The sequence below is a fragment of the Kribbella sp. NBC_00482 genome (assembly GCF_036013725.1).
GTDB lineage: Bacteria > Actinomycetota > Actinomycetes > Propionibacteriales > Kribbellaceae > Kribbella.
This window is the reverse complement of the sequence record NZ_CP107881.1, coordinates 5442113-5460724: the sequence shown is the minus strand read 5'-3', so window position 1 is coordinate 5460724 and position 18612 is coordinate 5442113. Positions and strand designations below refer to the sequence as shown.

8 protein-coding genes and 1 tRNA gene are annotated in these 18612 nt (G+C 69.7%); 6 read left to right on the top strand and 3 right to left on the bottom strand.

Going from position 1 to position 18612, the window contains the following annotated elements; genetic code table 11:
• Positions 1–40 precede the first annotated feature (40 nt).
• Positions 41–970: an ROK family protein gene (locus tag OHB24_RS26630; protein WP_327633571.1), complete on the top strand. Its 930-nt coding sequence runs from the start codon at positions 41–43 to the stop codon at positions 968–970.
• Between the two features lie 452 nt (positions 971–1422).
• On the opposite strand, the gene OHB24_RS26625 is transcribed toward OHB24_RS26630, so the two are convergent.
• Positions 1423–11583 carry a non-ribosomal peptide synthetase/type I polyketide synthase gene (locus tag OHB24_RS26625; protein WP_327633570.1) on the bottom strand — a complete coding sequence of 3387 codons (10161 nt, stop codon included), beginning with the start codon at positions 11581–11583 and terminating at the stop codon, positions 1423–1425.
• Positions 11584–12026: 443 nt separating this feature from the next.
• Here OHB24_RS26625 and OHB24_RS26620 point away from each other — a divergent pair, with 443 nt between their 5' ends.
• From OHB24_RS26620 to OHB24_RS26610, 3 genes are all read left to right on the top strand, one after another.
• Positions 12027–13115, top strand: a complete 1089-nt coding sequence (locus OHB24_RS26620; RefSeq protein WP_327633569.1) for a serine hydrolase domain-containing protein — start codon at positions 12027–12029, stop codon at positions 13113–13115.
• Between the two features lie 129 nt (positions 13116–13244).
• Complete coding sequence (locus tag OHB24_RS26615; RefSeq protein ID WP_327633568.1) at positions 13245–13892, top strand: hypothetical protein; 648 nt, start codon at positions 13245–13247, stop codon at positions 13890–13892.
• An 81-nt stretch (positions 13893–13973) separates the two neighbouring features.
• Positions 13974–14050, top strand: a tRNA-Val gene (locus tag OHB24_RS26610).
• Here the strand turns inward: OHB24_RS26610 and OHB24_RS26605 are convergent.
• Positions 14007–14498, bottom strand: coding sequence for a peroxiredoxin (locus tag OHB24_RS26605; RefSeq protein ID WP_327641108.1), 492 nt, complete (start codon positions 14496–14498; stop codon positions 14007–14009). The genes OHB24_RS26610 and OHB24_RS26605 overlap by 44 nt on opposite strands.
• Positions 14495–14938, bottom strand: coding sequence for a DUF3052 domain-containing protein (locus tag OHB24_RS26600; protein ID WP_130380525.1), 444 nt, complete (start codon positions 14936–14938; stop codon positions 14495–14497). Before OHB24_RS26600 ends, OHB24_RS26605 begins: the two co-directional genes overlap by 4 nt.
• A 266-nt stretch (positions 14939–15204) precedes the next feature.
• Between OHB24_RS26600 and aceE the strand changes: the two genes are divergently transcribed.
• Both aceE and OHB24_RS26590 read left to right on the top strand, forming a co-directional pair.
• Positions 15205–17976, top strand: a complete 2772-nt coding sequence (aceE, locus tag OHB24_RS26595; RefSeq protein WP_442913923.1) for a pyruvate dehydrogenase (acetyl-transferring), homodimeric type — start codon at positions 15205–15207, stop codon at positions 17974–17976.
• 68 nt (positions 17977–18044) lie between these two features.
• Entirely contained in the window at positions 18045–18566 is a 522-nt protein-coding gene (locus tag OHB24_RS26590) for a GNAT family N-acetyltransferase (RefSeq protein WP_327633567.1), read from the top strand.
• Positions 18567–18612 lie beyond the last annotated feature (46 nt).

Here is an 18612-nt window from a genome sequence, read left to right as displayed (position 1 = left end):
ACGTTGTCTCTCGACCCTGACCGCCCTAACCGGGGGGACGATGAGCGACGACACAGCGAAGGCGCGGGGAACCGTGCTGGGAATCGACATCGGCGGCACGAAGATGGCCGCCGCTCTGGTGTCTGCGGACGGCACGATTCTGTCCGGCGACAGAGTCCGTACCCCGTCCGGCGACGGCGACCAGGTGTTCGCCGCGCTCAGTGAGCTGATCGACCGCGTTCGCGGCGACGAGACTCCCCTGGCCGTCGGCATCGGCACCGCTGGACCGGTCGACCAGCAGCACGGTCTGGTCTCCCCGGTGAACATCGCCGGCTGGCGCAACTTCCCGATCGTCGACCGGGTCCGGGCGATAACCGGCGACCTCCCCGTGGCGCTCGGACTCGACGGGCACTGCTTCGCGCTCGGTGAGTTCTGGAGCGGCGCGGGCCGCGACGCGCACACCCTGCTCGGGATCGTCGTCTCGACCGGCGTCGGCGGCGGCCTCGTCGTCGACGGCAGGCCGCTGATCGGCCAGTCCGGCAACGCGGCCCACATCGGCCACATGGTGATCGACCAGGACGGCGAGGCCTGCGTGTGCGGGTCGTTCGGCTGTGTCGAGGCGTACGCGAGCGGCCCGCGGATGGTCGCCCGCGCGCAGCGGAGCGGCTGGCGGACCGGCGAGGACGTGGATGCCGAAGTACTGGCCGCCGACGCCGCGAACGGGGACGAGCTCGCGCTGGCCGCGTTCGACGACGGGGCGCAGGCGCTGGCCGCCGGGATCGTCGCGACGGCCGTGACCGTCGACCTGACCGCGGTCGTGATCGGCGGCGGGGTCGCGAAGGCGGGGCCGGTGCTCTTCGACCCGGTGCAGGCGTGGGTGAAGCGGCTGGCGCAGTTGCCGTTCGTCACGGACCTCACCGTGGTGCCCGCTCAACTGGACAACGCGGGCCTGCTCGGCGCCGCACACCAGGCGTGGGCTGCACTGGCCTGACACGAAATGGCCTGATACGCACACGTTTGCGCGTTGGGTAAGGCCTCTCCCGCGCATCTTTGCGCAATTTTTACGAATCTCCGGAATCCGTGTAACGACAGGCCTTCGTCACGCGATGCAACGGATGGATGGGGTGGGGGCACCGTCATCCACGGCCGGTCGAGGGGGGCTTTGACCGGGCGTCATACCGGGAGATCGAGGGGGGCTTTGGTCGACCGGAACGCGTGAGCGGCGGGTGAGGGCACTCTCCCGCCGCAACCGTGTGAACCCTGGGTCGGGAACCAGTCTGCCGTCGGCAGCGTCCGACTGCTTCGAACGCGATCGATCTCGTGGAGGGATGGGATCGAACGCGGGTTGTGCATCGTGTACGGCGGACGGTGGCTGCTTGGGAGGGCTGCCACCGACTGACCCACCGTCCATGGTGCAGAGCGGATGCTCTGGCCAGGACCCTGCTAGGGCGTCAGCCACTCCGGTTCGGGGAGTCGGCTGCGATCCAGGCGGCCGTTGTCGTCCAGCGGGAGCTCTTCGATCGGGATCAGGTCCGCCGGTACCAGGTAGATCGGCAGCTCCTTGCCCAGGTCAAGCATCAGCCGTGCCAGTACGGCGGGATCGCTGTCCTCGAGCACGACGTACCCGATCAGGCAGGTGTCACCGCCCGGGTCCGAGCAGGCCACCACGACCGCGTCGACGACACCGGGCTGGTCGGCCAGCACGTGCTCCGTCTCGCCGGGTTCGACCCGGTGGCCGCGGATCTTCACCTGGTCGTCCGCGCGGCCGAGGTACTCCAGCATGCCGTCGGCGCGCCAGCGGCCGAGGTCCCGGCTGCGGTACAGCCGCGCGCCCGGGTGTCCCGGGTCCGCGACGAACGCGTGCTCGGTCTCCTCCGGACGCCCGATGTAGCCCTGGGCAACGGCGGCGCCGCCGAGGTGGATCTCCCCGACCGCACCGACCGGCACGGGCCGCAGCGCGGCGTCCAGCAGGCGTACGGCGACACCGTCGATGGGCCGCCCGATCGACGGCCGGTCCTCGGCCGGGTCAACCGCATGGATCGTGGTCACGATCGACGCCTCGGCCGGACCGTACTCGTTGAACAGCCGGCACTTCGGGTGCGCGTCGAGGAAGTCCCGCACCTTGTGCGTCAGCACCATCGCCTCGCCGCCCGCGACGATCTCCCGCAGCTCGGGGAGCTCGGGCAGCCGGCGCATAGTCGCCAGCAGCGCGGTCAGCGGGCTGAACGCCATGAACAACCGCTGTACGCCGTGGTCACGCAGCGCCGCGACCACCGCGTCCGGGTCGTACCGGTCGTCCTCGCCGATCAGCACCAGCGCCGCGCCCGACGCGAGCGTCGTGAACATCTCCTGCACGTGGACGTCGAAGCCGAACGATGTCCACTGCAACGTCCGCAGCGGCCGCCGGGTCCGCAGGTAGTGCCGGACCAGGTTCACCGGGCCGCGGTGCGGGACCACGACGCCCTTCGGGTTGCCGCTCGAACCGGACGTGTAGATGCAGTACGCCGTGTCATCGGCAGCGGCCCGCACCGGTGGCGCCTGCCGCGACCGCGGGTCGCCGTCGACTCGCGCTGCGGGACCCGCGACCGGGACCAGTCGCAGACCGAGCCGGTCCGCCAGCGCCGCGTCGTCACCGACCAGCGCGACCGCCGCCGCGTCCTGGACCATGAAGGCCCAGCGGGACTCGGGTACGCCGGGATCCAGCGGCAGGTACGCCGCACCGGACTTGAGGACCGCGAGCACGGCGACGACCATCTCGGTGCCGCGGGCAACTCGTACGGCGACCAGCTGGCCCGGCTTCACGCCGAGGTCGACGAGCTGCCAGGCGACCGCGTTCGAGCGGCGGTCGAGTTCGGCGTACGTCAGCTTGCGGCCGTCCTGGATCACCGCGATCGCGTCCGGCGTCCGCGCCACCTGCTGCTCGAACAGGGTGTGCAGTCCGCTGAGTTCACCGGCGACCACCGCGTCCCGGCGTACCCGGCCGATCGGCCCGCTCGCGTGGGCGTCGGACTCGAGTTCACGCAGCGCCTCGAGGTCGGACTCGATCGGGAGCATCAACTCGGGCAGCCGGAGGTCTGGGCGGGTCGTTGCCCTGCGCAACACTTCGGCCAGGTAGTCGAGCAGGCGCTCGATCGTCGGCTGTTCGAACAGGCCGGAGCGGTAGTCCGCCGTAGAGGTGACGCCTGTCGCGTGCTGGGTCAGGCGGAAGCGCAGGTCGACGCTCGGCGGCAGGTCGTCGTCATCGTCCGCGTCCTCGAACTCGACCTGGATCTGGAACAGCGGGTCGCGTTCGAGGATCGCGAGATTGGTGCCGCCGTGATCGGATGCGCCCGCGGTGACGTCGCGGATCCGCTCCGTCAGCTCACCGAGGTCGGGTTCGCCGGACAGGTCGATCCGCAGCGGGAGCGGGCGGTTCGCCTTCGAGCGGAGCAGCGCCGAGCCGATCGTCACGTCGTCCTGGGCTGCGAACCGGCCGAGCACGGTTGCGGCGGCGGCGAGCATCGTCATGACCGGGCTGAGCTTGCGCTCCCGGCTGTACGCGAGCACGGCGTCGCCGAGCTCCTTGCCCAGTTCGTGCTGGACCGACGCGACAGCGTCGTCACCCGCCGCGCGGGCGCGATCTGCGGGGAGGACCAACGGTTCGGCGCCGGCGAGGACCTGGGTCCAGTACGTGAAGTCGCGGCGTTGCACGTCGGCCGGCGATTCCGCCGTACGACGGGGCTCGTCGTCAGCTCGCGGCTCGTTGGCTGGGGCGGTCTGCTCTTCTTCCACCACCTGCTCTGATGTCTGCACAGTCTGTGTTGCCGGTTCGCCGAGGAGGGCGAGCTGTTCGCGCATGAGCTTGGTGACGCCGTCGACGAGCTGCCCGGCGACCCGGAGCTGCTGCGACATCAAGGCCGCCATACCGCTCCCGGGCAGGTCCGCCTCGCTGGTCGCGGCCGCAGCCTCGTCGACCTTCGCCGCCAGCTCCGCGAGTCCCGATCCGAGGACCGCCAGCGCCGCCCGCGCATCGCGGGCCGGCTCCTCCTCCACGACCGGGGCGTCGTACTGGGGCTCGGCAGATTCGACCAGCTCGACCGACTCGGCCGTCTGCATCGCGACCGCGGTCGCGAGCTTGTGCGGTGTGGTGTACGTCAGGAACAGGTCGTCCGGCGCCAGCTCGGCCTCGAACCGGCTCTTCAGCTCGTCGATCACCGGCGCCATCGACGCCGGCGTCGCCCCGAGCTCGGCGAACGTGTGGTCGACGGTGAGGTCGTACGGGTCGAGGTTGTGCACCTCGCAGGTCAGGTCGAGAACCACGTCCAGCGACTCGCGGTACCGCTCCGCGGACATCTCGTCCCCGGACAGCGAACCGGCCTGAGCGAGGTAGTCCGCGTCGATCTGGTGCGTCTCGGCCGGCAACGCGAACGGCGACCGCTCGGATTCCTCAACAGCCTCGACAGGTTCGCTCGCCACCGGCTCCGGCGGGTCCAGCAGAATCCGCTTCACCGCGGCGTTCGACGGCGGATCGAACACGACGGCCTGTGCGCGGGCGGCCCGTTCGAACGCGTTCAGCCGCGGCGCATTGTTGTCCCCGGCAACCGCCGTACCCGGACCGGCCAGCACGGTCACCGACGCGTCGACCGGGTGGTGCACCCGACGGAACGGGTACGTCGGCAACGGGACGCGCCCGCCGTCCGCGTAGACCTTCGCCCACGCGATCTCGGTGCCCTGCTCGTACAACTCGGCCAGACCGTTCATCGTCGCGAGCACCGGGTCCTGACCGAGACGCTGCGCGGGGATCCACGTGCTGTTCGGCGCGATCCGGCGTCCCGCGGGACTCAGTACGGCGTCCGGTCCGAGTTCCAGGAACCGGCGGCAGCCCGCTGCGGTCACCGCCTCCACCGCGTCGCCGAACAGCACCGGCTGCCGCAGCTGGCCGACCAGGTAGTCGCTGTCGAGCACCGTCCCGGACTCGAGCAGATCACCCGACCAGCTCGACACCATCGGCGTCCGCAGCGGCTTCAGCGTGATCTCGCGGACGATCTCCGCGAAGTCGGCCAGTATTGGGTCCACCAACGAACTGTGGAACGCGCGGTCGACGTCCAGCCGCTGCCAGGCGACCTGCAGCTGATCGAGTTGCGCAGCGAGCTGCCCGACGATCACTTCGGATCCGGTCAGCACGAACGACTGCGGACCGTTGCCCGCGGCAACCTCCACACCGGCGGTCCGGGCGATCTCGCGGACCCGGTCGGCGTCGGCGCGGACGGCGACCATCGCGCCGGGGACCGTGCCGCGCTGCATGAGTTCGCCACGCTTCGCGGTGAGGCGTACGCCGTCCGCCAGCGAGAGAGCGCCCGCGACGCACAGAGCGGCGTACTCGCCGACGCTGTGCCCGACGACCAGCGCGGGCTGGACGCCGAACGACTGCCAGAGGCGGGCCAGTGCGAGCTCGAACGCGAACAGTGCGGGCTGCGCGGTCTCGGTCGGCCAGACGCCCTCCGTCGTACCGGCTGGGGTGAGGAGCAGTTCGAGCAGGTTGCCGCCTGTCTCCTCGTGGTAGACGCGGTCGCATTCGTCGAGGACCGAGCGGAAGACGGGGAAGCGCGCGGCCAGGCCGGCGGCCATTCCGCGACGTGCGGCGCCCTGTCCGGTGAACGCGTAGCCGAGCGGGCCGGGTCCGCCGCGTGGCACCTCGGTCGGTTGGGCGGAGCCGAGTGCGGTGACGAGTTCGCCCTCCGTACTGCCGGCGACCGCGATCCGGTGCCGGTGCGCCGGCCGGCCGAGCGCCGCCGTACCGGCCAGGTCGATGAGGCGGTGACCGGTGCCGTGGCCCAGGTCCGAGCGGTACAGCTCGACGAGGTCGGCGAGGGCGTCCGGATCGGGCGCGGACAGCGGCAGTATGACGGGGCCGTCGTCGCCGCGACGGATCTGGCGCGGGGCCTCTTCGAGGATCACGTGCGCGTTCGTGCCGCCCGCATCGAGGGCGCTGACGCCCGCGCGGAGCGTCGTACCGCCGGACAGCAGAGGCACCGTCCACTCGCGTACCTCGGTGCCGATCACGAACGGGCTGCCGTCGAGGGCGAGCGCCGGGTTCGGCTCGGCGACGTTGATGGTGGGGACCAGCATCCGGTGCTGCAGCATCAGGATCGTCTTGATCAGGCCGGCCATGCCCGCGGCGCTGTCCAGGTGGCCGATGTTCGGCTTCACCGATCCGAGTGTGCAGAACCCGACCTTGTCGGTGTGCCGGCGGAGCGCTGTCGTCAACGCCTTCACCTCGGCGGCGTCCGCGGCCGGGCTGCCGATCCCGTGCGCCTCGATGTAGCTGAGTGAATCAGCGTCGAACCCGGCGCGGTCGAGCGCGCGCTCGATCAGCTCGGTCTGGTTCCCGGCCGGCGCGTCCTCGTTGCTGACCGCCGTGCCGCGAATCACGGCGTACACCGTGTCACCGTCGGTCAGGGCCTGGTCGAGACGCTTCAGGAGTACGGCGGCGACACCGTTCCCGCCGACCGTGCCGTCGGCTTCGGCTGCGAACGCACGGATCTGCCCGCTCGGCGACAGGATCGAGTCCGGCGTCGGGTGGTAGGTCGTTGCCTGCGGCACCTGTACGGCGGCGGCGCCGGCCAGGGCGAGGTCCGCGTCGCCGGATCGGAGCGCCTGGCAGGCGAGATGCACTGCGACGAGCGACGACGAAGAAGCGGACTGTACGCCGATCGCGGGGCCGGTCAGACCGAGGCGGTACGCGACGCGGGTGGCGATCGAGTCGCGGGACTGGTGCTGGCGGTTGTACAGGTTCATGCCCGAGCCCGCGAACACGCCGACGCGGTTCGTCGTACCGGCGTACCCGCCGTGCTCCAGCGCCTGATGACACACCTCGAGGAACAACCGCTGCGCCGGATCCATCAACTCGGCTTCACGATCGCTCAACCCGAAGAACTTCGCATCGAACGACTCGACGTGCTCCAGCACGCCACTGACGGCAACAACCCCGTCCCCCGACTCCCGCCGGAGGCTCTCCACACCCCCGACCAGGTTCTCCCAGAACTGCTCCACTCCCTCAGCCCCCGGGAACCGCCCAGCCACCCCCACAACCGCAACTGGCTCAACAACCCCAACCCGCCCCGCGACGCGGTTCTCGGCCGCGACCTCCACGTCCCCAGGTACGACAGTCTCACCATCAGCGGACTCGACACCGTCGACATCCACCACAACTAGGCCCGCAGCCCCCACGCGGGCCTGCTCGTTGACCAAGTGCTCCTCCGCCGCAGGCTCAACTTCCCCAAGCCCACCCGCAGCAACATCCAACGCGCCGTCAGCCACACTCGGCTCGTCGTCATCCTCGTCCGAACTCACCGACTCCGGCTCGTGCGCATCGCCAACGCCGACCTCGCTGACCACTCCATCCGCAAAGACTTCGTAGACGCGTCCGACCTCATCCGCCCGACTCTCGCCACCACCGACCTCGTCACCTACACCGTCGGCAAGCCCTTCACCCGCGCCCTCAACATCCATCTCGACGCCTGCCACGTCGGTGTCGTCGTCGACCCCCTCAACCTCAGCCGCTTCGCCCTCGGCCTCGGTGTCGTCGGTCTCCGCGACGTCGGTGATGGGCTCGACTTCGCCCGCAACTGTCGTCTCGTCGGCGCCATCTGCGTCCACGCTATTTGCAAGCTCGTCTGCCTCGTCGACGTCCGTGGAGGTCGGGTCAGCGGCCTCCGCTGCGTCGACCTCAGAGCCGGCCGTCTCGTCATCAGCTTCCATCTCGGACGCCGCGTTGGACTCGGCCTCCTCGGACGCTGATTCGTGAGCATCTTCGTCGGACGCTTGGTCGCCATCCGTCTGATTCTGTTCGAGGTCAGCGTTCTCGTCGGTTGTCTCTGCGTCTGAACCCGCGGTATCTACGTCCGCGTTCGCATCATCCGAGTACGCCGCGAGCTCGTCAGCCTCGGTGCCCTCAGCAACCAAATCCCCAGAACCCGAGTCACCAGAAGCCACAACAAGGGCGGAACCACCGGCCGAAGGCTCCACCTCATCCACCCGGTCACCCGCATCGGACGCATCCGCAGCATCGATCGCAGCCGTCGTCTCCGCCGCGTCCGTCGTCTCCGCAGCATCCGCCGCCTTCGCCGCTTCCGTGGAATCCACCGCGTCGGTGGGGTCCGCGGTGTCCAGCTCGTTCGCGGTGTCGTGCGGCTCGCGGTCGGCGGACTCTTCGTCATCGGACGGCGTGTGGTCTTCGACCGGTACGTCGGCGGCGACGGTCGCGGCGTCTTGCGACTGCTCAGCGGCCTCGGCCCCGCCAGCGGAGGACTCCGACTCGGCGGACTCTTCGTCCACAGACGACGACTGATCCTCAACCGGCACATCGACGCCCTCGGTCGCAGCGTCCTGCGACCGCTCAGCGGCCTCGGACCGGCTCGCGGAGGACTCCGACTCGGCGGAATCCTCGTCCACAGACGACGACTGATCCTCAACCGGCACATCGACGCCCTCGGTCGCAGCGTCCTGCGACCGCTCAGCGGCCTCGGACCGGCTCGCGGAGGACTCCGACTCGGCGGAATCCTCCTCCACAGACGAGGACTGGTCCTCGACCGGACCGGTGACACTCTCGGTTGCAGCGTCGTGCGACTGCTCGGCCGCCTCGGCCTGGTCGGCGGTGGGCACCGGGTCGGCGGAATCCTCATCCACAGACGCCGACTGATCCTCAACCGGTACGTCGACACCCTCGGTCGCAGCGTCGTAGGACTGCCCAGCCGCCTCAGCCCCGCCAGTGGAAGACTCCAGCTCAGCGGAATCCTCCTCCACAGACGAGGACTGGTCCTCGACCGGACCGTTGACGCTCTCGGTTGCAGCGTCGTCCGACTGCTCAACCGCCTCGGCCTCGCCAGCGGAGGATTCCAGCTCAGCGGACTCGTCCTCCACAGACGAGGACTGGTCCTCGACCGGACCGTTGACGCTCTCGGTTGCAGCATCGTGCGACTGCTCAGCCGCCTCGGTCTGGTCGGCGGCGGGCTCCAGGTCGGCGGAATCCTCGTCCACGGACGACGACTGGTCCTCGACCGGTACATCGACACTCTCGATTGCAGCGTCGTACGACTGCTCGGCCGCCTCGGTCTGGTCGGCGGCGGGCACCGGGTCGGCGGACTCCTCGTCCACAGACGACGACTGATCCTCGACCGGCACCTCGACACTCTCGGTCGCAGCGTCCCGCGACTGCTCAACCGCCTCGGACCGGCTCTCGGAGAGCTCCGGGTCGGTGGAGTCCTCGTCCGCGGGCGTGGGCTGGTCTTCGTGCGGTACTTCGGCGGGCTCCGCGTCGTGCGGCTGCTCGGCGGTCTCGGGCTGCGCGTTCGCAGGCTTCTGCTCGGCGTTGGGTGCGTACGGCGATGTGGTGGGGTCCGGTGCGGTCGCGGATGACGAGTCGGTGGGTGCCGGAGCGGTCGCGGGCGAGTAGGCCGCGAGGGCGGGCGGCGGCGGGGCCGTGGGACCAAGCGCAGGTGCCGTGGCGGACGCGGTCGGCGTGGATGCGGTCGCGGCAGGACCTTGCACGGGCGCCGGTTCAGTGCGAGCCGGCTCGGAAACCGACGCGGTGCGGGTGGTCTCGGGATCCCGCGCAGCGGGGGTCGACTCGGGAGCCGACGCGGTGGCGGTGGGCGGCGGTGGGGTGCCTAGGGTGGGGCGTTGGGGTGGGGTGGGGATGGAGTGCTGGAGTTCGCGTTTCCAGGCGAGGCGGACTACCGGGAGTTCGGTGGTGCGTTCTGCGGCGTCCTCGTCGGCGAACGGGGTGGACTCGGGCGTGCTGGAAGGGCCCTGGCCCGTGGGGCCGGAAGCTGGGGTCGCGCCAGCTGGTTCTACGTGCGTTCTCGCGGGTTCGAGGAGCGTGCCGTCGATCCAGCGCTGCTTGAGGAGCGGGCGGAGGATCTTGCCGCCGGGGGTGGTCGGGAAGTCTCGACGCGGGACGCCGACTACCTGGGCCGGCAGGCCGAGGCGGCCCTGGATCAGGCTGCGGATGGCCTGGTCCATGCCGGGGACCGAGTCGGCGGTTAGGGCGTAGAAAACGACCAGGCGGTCGGTGCCGGTTTCCTCGTCAGCGATGCCGCAGGCCGCGACCAGGCCGTGTTCGGCGCCGACCACCGTCGCGGCGACGGACTCGATGTCGTGGGCGTAGTGGAGCTTGCCGGACATGATGATGCGTTCGCTGTCCCGGCCGGTGATGACGACCTGGCCGCCGGTGATGAAGCCCTGGTCGCCGGTCGCGAGCCATTTGCGCGCAGGCCAGTTCCCGATCGGGAACGCGGTGCGGTCCGCCTCGAGGTTCCCGAGGTACCCAGGCGTCACCCGAGCCGACGCGACCTGCAGCTGACCGATCCGGCCTTCCGGCAGTACGGCGCCGTTCGGGGCCACGATGCGCACCGTCGTACCGGGGGCCGGCGCTCCCACCGAGACGAGCGAAAGCACACCCGGCACCTCGGTCCGCGGCTTGCCGGGGCGCGCGACCGCGACCTTCCCGGACGACGGCCGCTGGTCGACCCACTCGACGACGCCGGTCGGTGGGATCCGGACGCGGTGCACGTTCGGCGTCAGACCGGGCCGTGCGAACGTGATGCCGGTGACCGTCTCGGTCATCCCCCACGCCGCCACGAAGGTCTCCGGAACCACCCCGAACCGGTTCGTCACGCGCAGGAACTCCGACATCACCGGCACGGTGATCTGCTCACCGCCGCTGACCAGGCTGCGCAGCGCGGAGAGATCCCAATGCCGGTCCGGTTCGCCGGCCACCGCGGCGGTCGCGAGCCGATACCCGAAGTTCGGCGACCACGAGTGGTTGACCCGGTGCTGCTCCATCAGGTCGAGCCAGCGCAGCGGGTTGGCCAGCACCCAGTCCGTGTTCACGTGGATGTTCGTGCAGCCGGTGAACACGGGCAGCAGGTGGTAGAGCAGGAACGCGCCACTTCGGTCCAGCGGCAGCCAGTTTAGCGTCGTCTGCCCGGGCCGTACCGGCAGCATCGCCGGTGTACCCGCGGCGAACTCGACCAGCCCGCGGTGCGTGAGCTGCACGATCTTCGGCGTACCGGTGGAACCCGAGGACATCATCAGTACGGCGACGTCGTCCGCGGCCGGGCGGTGGAAGTCGGAGGTGGGCTCGTGCCCGGCCATCGCGTCCGGGTCGAGGACCGGGAGGCCGAGGTCGTTCGGCAGATCGGACGGGCGGCCGATCAGGACGGTCCAGCCGAGCAGGTCGGTGATCCGGCGGAGCCGTTCGCGGCCCTCCTCGGTGCGGTCGCCGCCCGGGTTCGGCGCGACCAGCAGCGGGCGGATGCCGCCGAGGGTGCAGGCCCAGAACGCGGCGAAGAAGCCGACCGGCTCGGTGCAGTGCACGACCGCGGGATCTCCGGCGCGTACGCCGTTCGCGCGCAGGCCGGCCAGGATCCGGGCGGCCAGTTCGAGCAGCGTCGGGAAGTCGAGTTTGGTCTCGCGGCCGTCCGCCCCGATCTCGACGACCCCGGCGCCGCCGAAGTCGCGGGCGGCGCGGAGCAGAGCGCTCGGCAGGTCGCGCGGGTACCCGGCGGGAATCATCAACGCCGGCCCGGTGGAGATCGCCGGCCGGTCCGCACCACTTCTCACGCCGATGCCACCACCAGCTGGGCCCCAGAGGACGACTCGGGTACGACGGGGCGCTCGGCCGGTTGGCGACCCACGGACACGTGCCTCCCCAACTGGACGGGGCGGGTTCTGGGCAGACCCGCCTCACTTCACACCGACAGCAGCCCCGTTTTCCACCTGCCGGAACGATGCCGTGACCGGGCACACCCGGTGCGTCATCACGCCGACCGACAGCCGTGAACCCTACCAGCCGCGACCTGCCCTGGAGGAGTCCGTTCTCACCAGCCGATGGTTAAGAATTGCGCGACCACCGACATGGTTCCAACGAGTGACCGCGGGTTCCGATACGGCCCGTACGAAAGCCGGTCAACTACGCCGCGTCAGCGCCGTGACGGTCCGATGTCAGGACTCCCCGTGATCGTGAGTGACGTCGAACCAACAGCACTCGAACGAGGAGTACGAACATGTCGATCCAGTCCCCTGCAGTGAACCGCCCCGAGCTGCAGAAGGCCGCCCAGGAGTTCGTCGACGCCGGGTTCGGCGGTCTCGAACTGCGGGTCCACGACGAGCACGGCGAGTGGGTCGGAACCGCCGGGATCCGCGAACTCGGCAGCACCGAGGAGCCGCCGGTGGACGGCCAGTTCCGGGTCGGCAGCGTCACCAAGACGTTCGTCTCGACCGTGGTGCTGCAACTGGTGGCCGAGGGCAAGCTCGAGCTGGACGGTGCGATCGCCGTACACCTGCCGCGGTTCGAGCTGGACCCGCGGATCACGGTGCGGATGCTGCTCGACCACACCAGCGGCCTGTTCAACTACACAGGCGAGTACTACCCCGACGGCACCGTCGTCGCGGGCCTCCCGGCGACCGGCAAGGAATGGGCCGACAACCGGTTGCAGGGCTACACCCCGGACGAGCTGGTCGAGTTCGCGCTGGCCAAGCCGGCACGGTTCGAGCCGGGCGCCGAGTGGAGCTACTCGAACACCAACTACACGGTCGCCGCGCTGCTGATCGAGGCGGTCACCGGCCGCACGCTCGTCGAGGAGCTGCAGGCCCGCATCATCGAGCCGCTCGGTCTGACGGGCACCGTGGAGCCGGGCGACCGGACGGACATCCCCGGGCCGCACTCGCACGGGTACTTCCGCTACCAGGACGGCGACGAGTGGAAGGTCGTCGACGTCACCGAGCAGAACCCGTCGCTGCTCTTCGCCGCCGGCAGCATGCTCTCCACCACGCAGGACCTGCGCAAGTTCATGTCGGCGCTGCAGAGCGGCAAGCTGCTGCCCGCCGAACTGCTGACCGAGATGCGTACGCCGCAACCGAAGAGCGGACCGCTCAACTACGGCCTTGGCCTGTTCGCCCAGGACACCGGCACCGAAACGATCTACCACCACAACGGCAGCGCCCCCGGCGGGTACGGCGCCCTCATGTACAGCTCCGCCGACGGCAAGAAGACCCTGACCGCCGCCATCACCATGGGAGACGCCGACATCGACCTACTCCAGATCTTCCCGCCCACCCTGGAGCGCCTGGTCAACACGGTCTTCGGCGAGTAGCCCGCGCCTAGGAGAGGTTGGGGAGGATTTCGTCCCGATTCGGGTAGGAAACCCTCCCCAACCTCGATCCGTCGCGTATTGCGGGCGGCTGGGTGGGGACGCATGCTCGGGGTGACGGTGGGAGGCGGCATGGATGAGTCACGTGCGCTTCGGCGCGCGGCGTGGGCGGGTGCCGCCTCGGTCGTGCTGCTCGTCGTGGCGGTGGCGCTGGGCTACCTGGTCGGCGTCGACGACGCAGGCATGTCGGACTCGGACATCCTGGCGAGGCTCAACGACGACGCGCGGCAGGCGGCCGCCGGTATCGGGATGCCCGTGCTCGCCGCGGGCGTCGCACTGCTGCTCTGGTTCGCCACCGGCCTGCGGCGAGTGCTGGACCGACTGTCCGGCGGCGACCCGCTCGCGCATGCGATCGTGCCGGCCGCGGCGCTGTTCGGCGGGCTGATGATCACCGGCGTCTCACTCGATGTGGGGAGCGCGGTCGCGGCATGGTCGGACGAGTTCGCCGCCGACCCGAATACCGTCCGCGCGCTCGGTATGGCGGGGCAGGTCCTCGCGCTCACCGGGCTGATCGGCTGCGGTGTGCTGGTCGCCGTCACGACGCGGATCGCCCAGCAGGCGGGTGTTCTGCCGAGGTGGGCGATCTGGGCGTCCTACGCGGTCGCCGTACTGTGCCTGTCCGGCTTCTGGAGCGGGGGTATGGCGTCCGTGGCCTTCGCGCTGTGGCTCATCGGCGCCGTCATCGGGGTGCTGCGCGCGGCGCGGCAACGCTCCGGGTGAGATGATAAGGTCGGTCCGCTTGCTCCGCAGGAGCGCAACTTCCCGGCCCGTCGTTGGCCGGGCTTCGTTTGCCGTGGATATGGGCTGTTAGCTCAGTTGGTTAGAGCACCTCGTTTACACCGAGGGGGTCGGGGGTTCGAGTCCCTCACAGCCCACCATCGCCAGGGCCTCGGCGTAGTCGTCGGGGTTTCGGGCTTCGGGGATCGGGTTCAGGACGGACCAGCGGATGACGCCGGTGCGGTCTATGACGAAGGTGGCGCGAAGGGCGCAGCCGCGATCGGGGGCGAAGACGCCGTACGCCGACGCGATCGCGCCGTGAGGCCAGAAGTCGGTCAGTAGGCCGAAGTTGAGGTTCTGGGCGTCGGCATAGGCCCGCAGCGTGAACATCGGGTCGCACGAGATCGCCAGGAACTCAGCGGCGGCCAGGAGCGACGGGCGATCCCGTAGGTCGGCCAGTTCGCTGGTGCAGACCTGGCTGAAGGCATACGGATAGAAGACCAGTACGACGTCCCGCCGGCCGGCGTAATCGCTCAGCCGGACCGGTTCGCCGTACTGGTTCTGGGTCTCGAAGTCGGGGGCCCGGCTGCCGACAGCCGGGAGGCTCACCCCCGGCGGCCGGACTTCGGAACCACCAGCTTGGTGGCGGACCAGTCGTCGGTCACGCTCAGGGTGCTGGTCGTCGCCAGGCCTGCGACCGGCGCGGCCTCGGTGATGTCGCTGGTCTCGACGTAGCCGTCGCGGCCGACCTTCGGGGTCAGCAGCCAGACCACTCCACCGGCCTTGAGGTCGGTCAGGATGTCGAAGAACGCGTCGACCAGGTCGCCGTCGTCCTCACGGAACCAGAGCAGTACTACGTCGACGACTTCGTCGGTGTCCTCGTCGACGAAGGCTTCGCCGGTGATCTCCCGGATCGCATCGCGGAACTCGTCGTCGCAGTCATCGTCGTATCCGATCTCCTGGACGACCCAGCCGGCCTCCAGGCCGAGCCGGGAGGCCATGTTCGGCACTCCGCTCTTGCCGTCCGCGTGGTCCGCGGTCGCGCTCACGTGTCCTCCTCCGTGATCCCCGCTTACCCGGGGGTAGGTGTCAGTAGCCTGCTGCTCAGCGATAGTCCATCGTGACGTACCGCGTCGCGCAAGTATGCACCAGGGTTCCGTGACGTGTCCGGTATGCGCGTGGCGGGTACGAGGCGTGTCCGCTGAGATCTGGCCCGACCGGCCCGAATCGGTCCGGAAAGGAAGGCGAAGTAGAACGCATACCGAACAGGTGACAGGATTGCGGTGAAGACAACCAGAGAGAACGGCAGGACAACGTGGCTTCCGGACACGAACCACCAGCCATCATCACCGAGGGGATGCCCACCCAGCTCCCCGACATCGACCCCGACGAGACACGGGAGTGGGTCGAATCGCTCGACGCGGTCCTGGACGAACGGGGCAAGGCGCGAGCGCGCTACCTGATGCTCAAGCTGATCGAGCGCGCCCGGGAGCGACAGGTCGGCGTGCCCGCACTGCGGAGCACCGACTACATCAACTCGATCCCGCCCGAGCGTGAGCCCTGGTTCCCCGGCGACGAGCACATCGAGCGGCGGATCCGGGCCTTCATCCGGTGGAACGCCGCGGTGATGGTGAGCAAGGCCAACCGCAAGGGCCTGGAGGTCGGCGGTCACATCGCCACCTACCAGTCGGCGGCGAGCCTGTACGAGGTCGGCTTCAACCACTTCTTCCGTGGCAAGGACCACCCCGGCGGCGGCGACCAGATCTTCATCCAGGGTCACGCCTCCCCCGGGATGTACGCGCGCGCCTTCCTCGAGGGCCGGCTGACGACCGACGACCTGGACGGCTTCCGCCAGGAGGTGTCGCGCGGCCCGCACAAGGGCCTGTCGTCGTACCCGCACCCGCGGCTGATGCCGGAGTTCTGGGAGTTCCCGACCGTCTCGATGGGTCTGGCCGCGCTGAACTCGATCTACCAGGCGCGCTTCAACCGGTACCTGCACCACCGCGGCATCAAGGACACCAGCCAGCAGCACGTCTGGGCGTTCCTCGGTGACGGCGAGATGGGTGAGCCGGAGTCGCTCGGCGCGATCGGCCTGGCCGCGCGCGAGGAGCTCGACAACCTCACCTTCGTGATCAACTGCAACCTGCAGCAGCTGGACGGCCCGGTCCGCGGCAACGGCAAGGTCATCCAGGAGCTGGAGGCGTTCTTCCGCGGCGCCGGCTGGAACGTCGTCAAGGTGATCTGGGGCCGCGAGTGGGACAACCTGCTGGCCCAGGACCACGACGGCGCGCTGGTGAACAAGATGAACACCACGCCGGACGGTCAGTTCCAGACGTACTCCGTCGAGTCCGGTGAGTACATCCGGAACAACTTCTTCGGCGGCGACCAGCGGCTGCAGCAGATGGTCAGCAACCTGTCCGACGAGGACCTGCGCAAGCTCCCCCGCGGCGGTCACGACTACCGCAAGGTGTACGCCGCGTTCAAGAGCGCGAACGAGCACGTCGGGCAGCCGACCGTGATCCTGGCCCAGACGATCAAGGGCTGGACGATCGAGGCGCTGGAGGGCCGCAACGCGACCCACCAGATGAAGAAGCTGACCTCGGACGACCTGAAGGCGTTCCGCGACCGGCTGTACCTGCCGATCGAGGACTCCGCGCTCGAGGACGCCTACAACCCGCCGTACTTCCACCCCGGCACCGACTCGCCGGAGTACCAGTACATGATGGACCGGCGCAAGCAGCTCGGCGGTTCGCTGCCGCAGCGGCGAGTGGCACCGAAGACGTCGCTCAAGCTGCCTGGTGACGACGTCTACAAGCCGTTGTCCAAGGGCAACAACCAGCCGGTCGCCACCACGATGGCGCTGGTCCGGTTGTTCCGCGACCTGATGAAGGACCCGGAGATCGGCAGCCGGATCGTCCCGATCGCCCCGGACGAGTACCGCACGTTCGGCATGGACTCGATGTTCCCGACGGCCAAGATCTACAACCCGCACGGCCAGACCTACGAGGCCGTCGACCGCAACCTGCTCCTGTCCTACAAGGAGTCCGAGCAGGGCCAACTGCTGCACGAAGGCATCAGCGAGGCCGGCGCGATGGGTTCGATGATCGCGGCGGGTACGGCGTACGCGACGCACGGCGAGCCGATGATCCCGTTCTACATCTTCTACTCGATGTTCGGGTTCCAGCGGACCGGTGACTCGCTCTGGGCGTTCGGCGACCAGCTCGGCCGGGGCTTCCTGGTCGGCGCGACGGCCGGCCGTACGACGCTGACCGGTGAAGGACTGCAGCACGCGGACGGTCACTCGCCGCTGCTCGCCTCCACCAACCCGGCGGCGGTGCACTACGACCCGGGCTTCGCGTACGAGGTCGCGTACATCGTCAAGGACGGTCTGCGCCGCATGTACGGCTACGGCCTGGACAAGGACAAGCCGTTCGGCGAGGACGTCTTCTACTACCTCACGGTCTACAACGAGCCGGTGGCACAGCCCGCCGAGCCGGAGAACCTCGACGTCGCGGGGCTACTCAAGGGCATGTACCGCTTCGAGGAGTACCAGACCGCCGAGGGTGACGACGTACCGCGGGTGCAGCTGCTCGGGTCCGGCGTCGCGCTGCCGTGGGTGCGGAAGGCCCAGCAGATCCTCGCCGAGCAGTACTCCGTGGCCGCGGACATCTGGTCCGTGACCTCGTGGAACGAACTGCGCCGGGACGCCGTCGCCGCCGAGCAGCACAACCTGCTGCACCCGGAGGAGCCGGAGCAGGTGCCGTTCATCACCGAGCAACTGAAGGACACGAAGGGTCCGGTCGTTGCCGTCAGCGACTTCATGCGCGCGGTGCAGGACCAGATCTCCCGCTGGGTGCCGAACGACTACACGTCGCTCGGGACCGACGGCTGGGGCCTGGCCGACACCCGGGCCGCGGCGCGGCGCCACTTCCACGTGGACGCCGAGTCGATCGTCGTCGCCACGCTGGAGATTCTCGCCAAGCGCGGTGACGTGAAGCCGGAGGTCGCCGCCGAGGCGGCCCGCAAGTACCGCATCGACGACCCCACCGCGGTCGCCGGCGTAAAGCAAGAGGGCGCCGGCGCCTGACGCCGACCCCACCACGGGCCGCTCACCCCACCGGGGTGAGCGGCCCGTGGTCTTCTAGGCTCCATCTCATGCCTGAGTTGATCGAACCGACCGTCGACCTGCGGGACTCCTGGACGGAGTCGGCCAGTGAATGGGGCGATACCCACCAGGACGGCGCCGGGGTCTGGGAATCGACCGACCTCTCCACGGCCGACGGCTTCGCGACCTGGATCCACCGGCTGCAGGAGCAGTCCGACGACAGCCGCCCGGTGGCGCCGGACCGTGTGCACGCGTCGTACTGGTGGATCGTCGAGGACGGCGTGTACCTCGGCGCGATCTCGCTGCGGCACGCACTGAACGAGAAGCTGCTCGAGGGCGGTGGCCACATCGGGTACGGCGTCCGCCCGTCGGCCCGGGGCCGCGGGCTGGCGACCTGGGCGCTCGGCGCGGTGCTGGACCAGGCACGGGTACGCGGGATGGACCGCGTGCTGATCACCTGCGACGACGACAACGTTGCGTCGGCGCGGACGATCGAGCGGAACGGCGGCGTACTCGAGGACGTCCGCGACACCTGGTTGGGCCGCACGCGGCGCTACTGGATCGAGCTCTGAACCTCTCTTTGCTACCGTCGGCGGGAGCGAATTTCGACGACGGGGA

Coding starts and splice junctions, on each gene's coding strand:
- OHB24_RS26630 (WP_327633571.1), top strand. CDS start 41: ATGAGCGACGACACAGCGAAGGCGCGGGGAACCGTGCTGGGAATCGAC.
- OHB24_RS26620 (WP_327633569.1), top strand. CDS start 12,027: ATGTCGATCCAGTCCCCTGCAGTGAACCGCCCCGAGCTGCAGAAGGCC.
- OHB24_RS26615 (WP_327633568.1), top strand. CDS start 13,245: ATGGATGAGTCACGTGCGCTTCGGCGCGCGGCGTGGGCGGGTGCCGCC.
- OHB24_RS26590 (WP_327633567.1), top strand. CDS start 18,045: ATGCCTGAGTTGATCGAACCGACCGTCGACCTGCGGGACTCCTGGACG.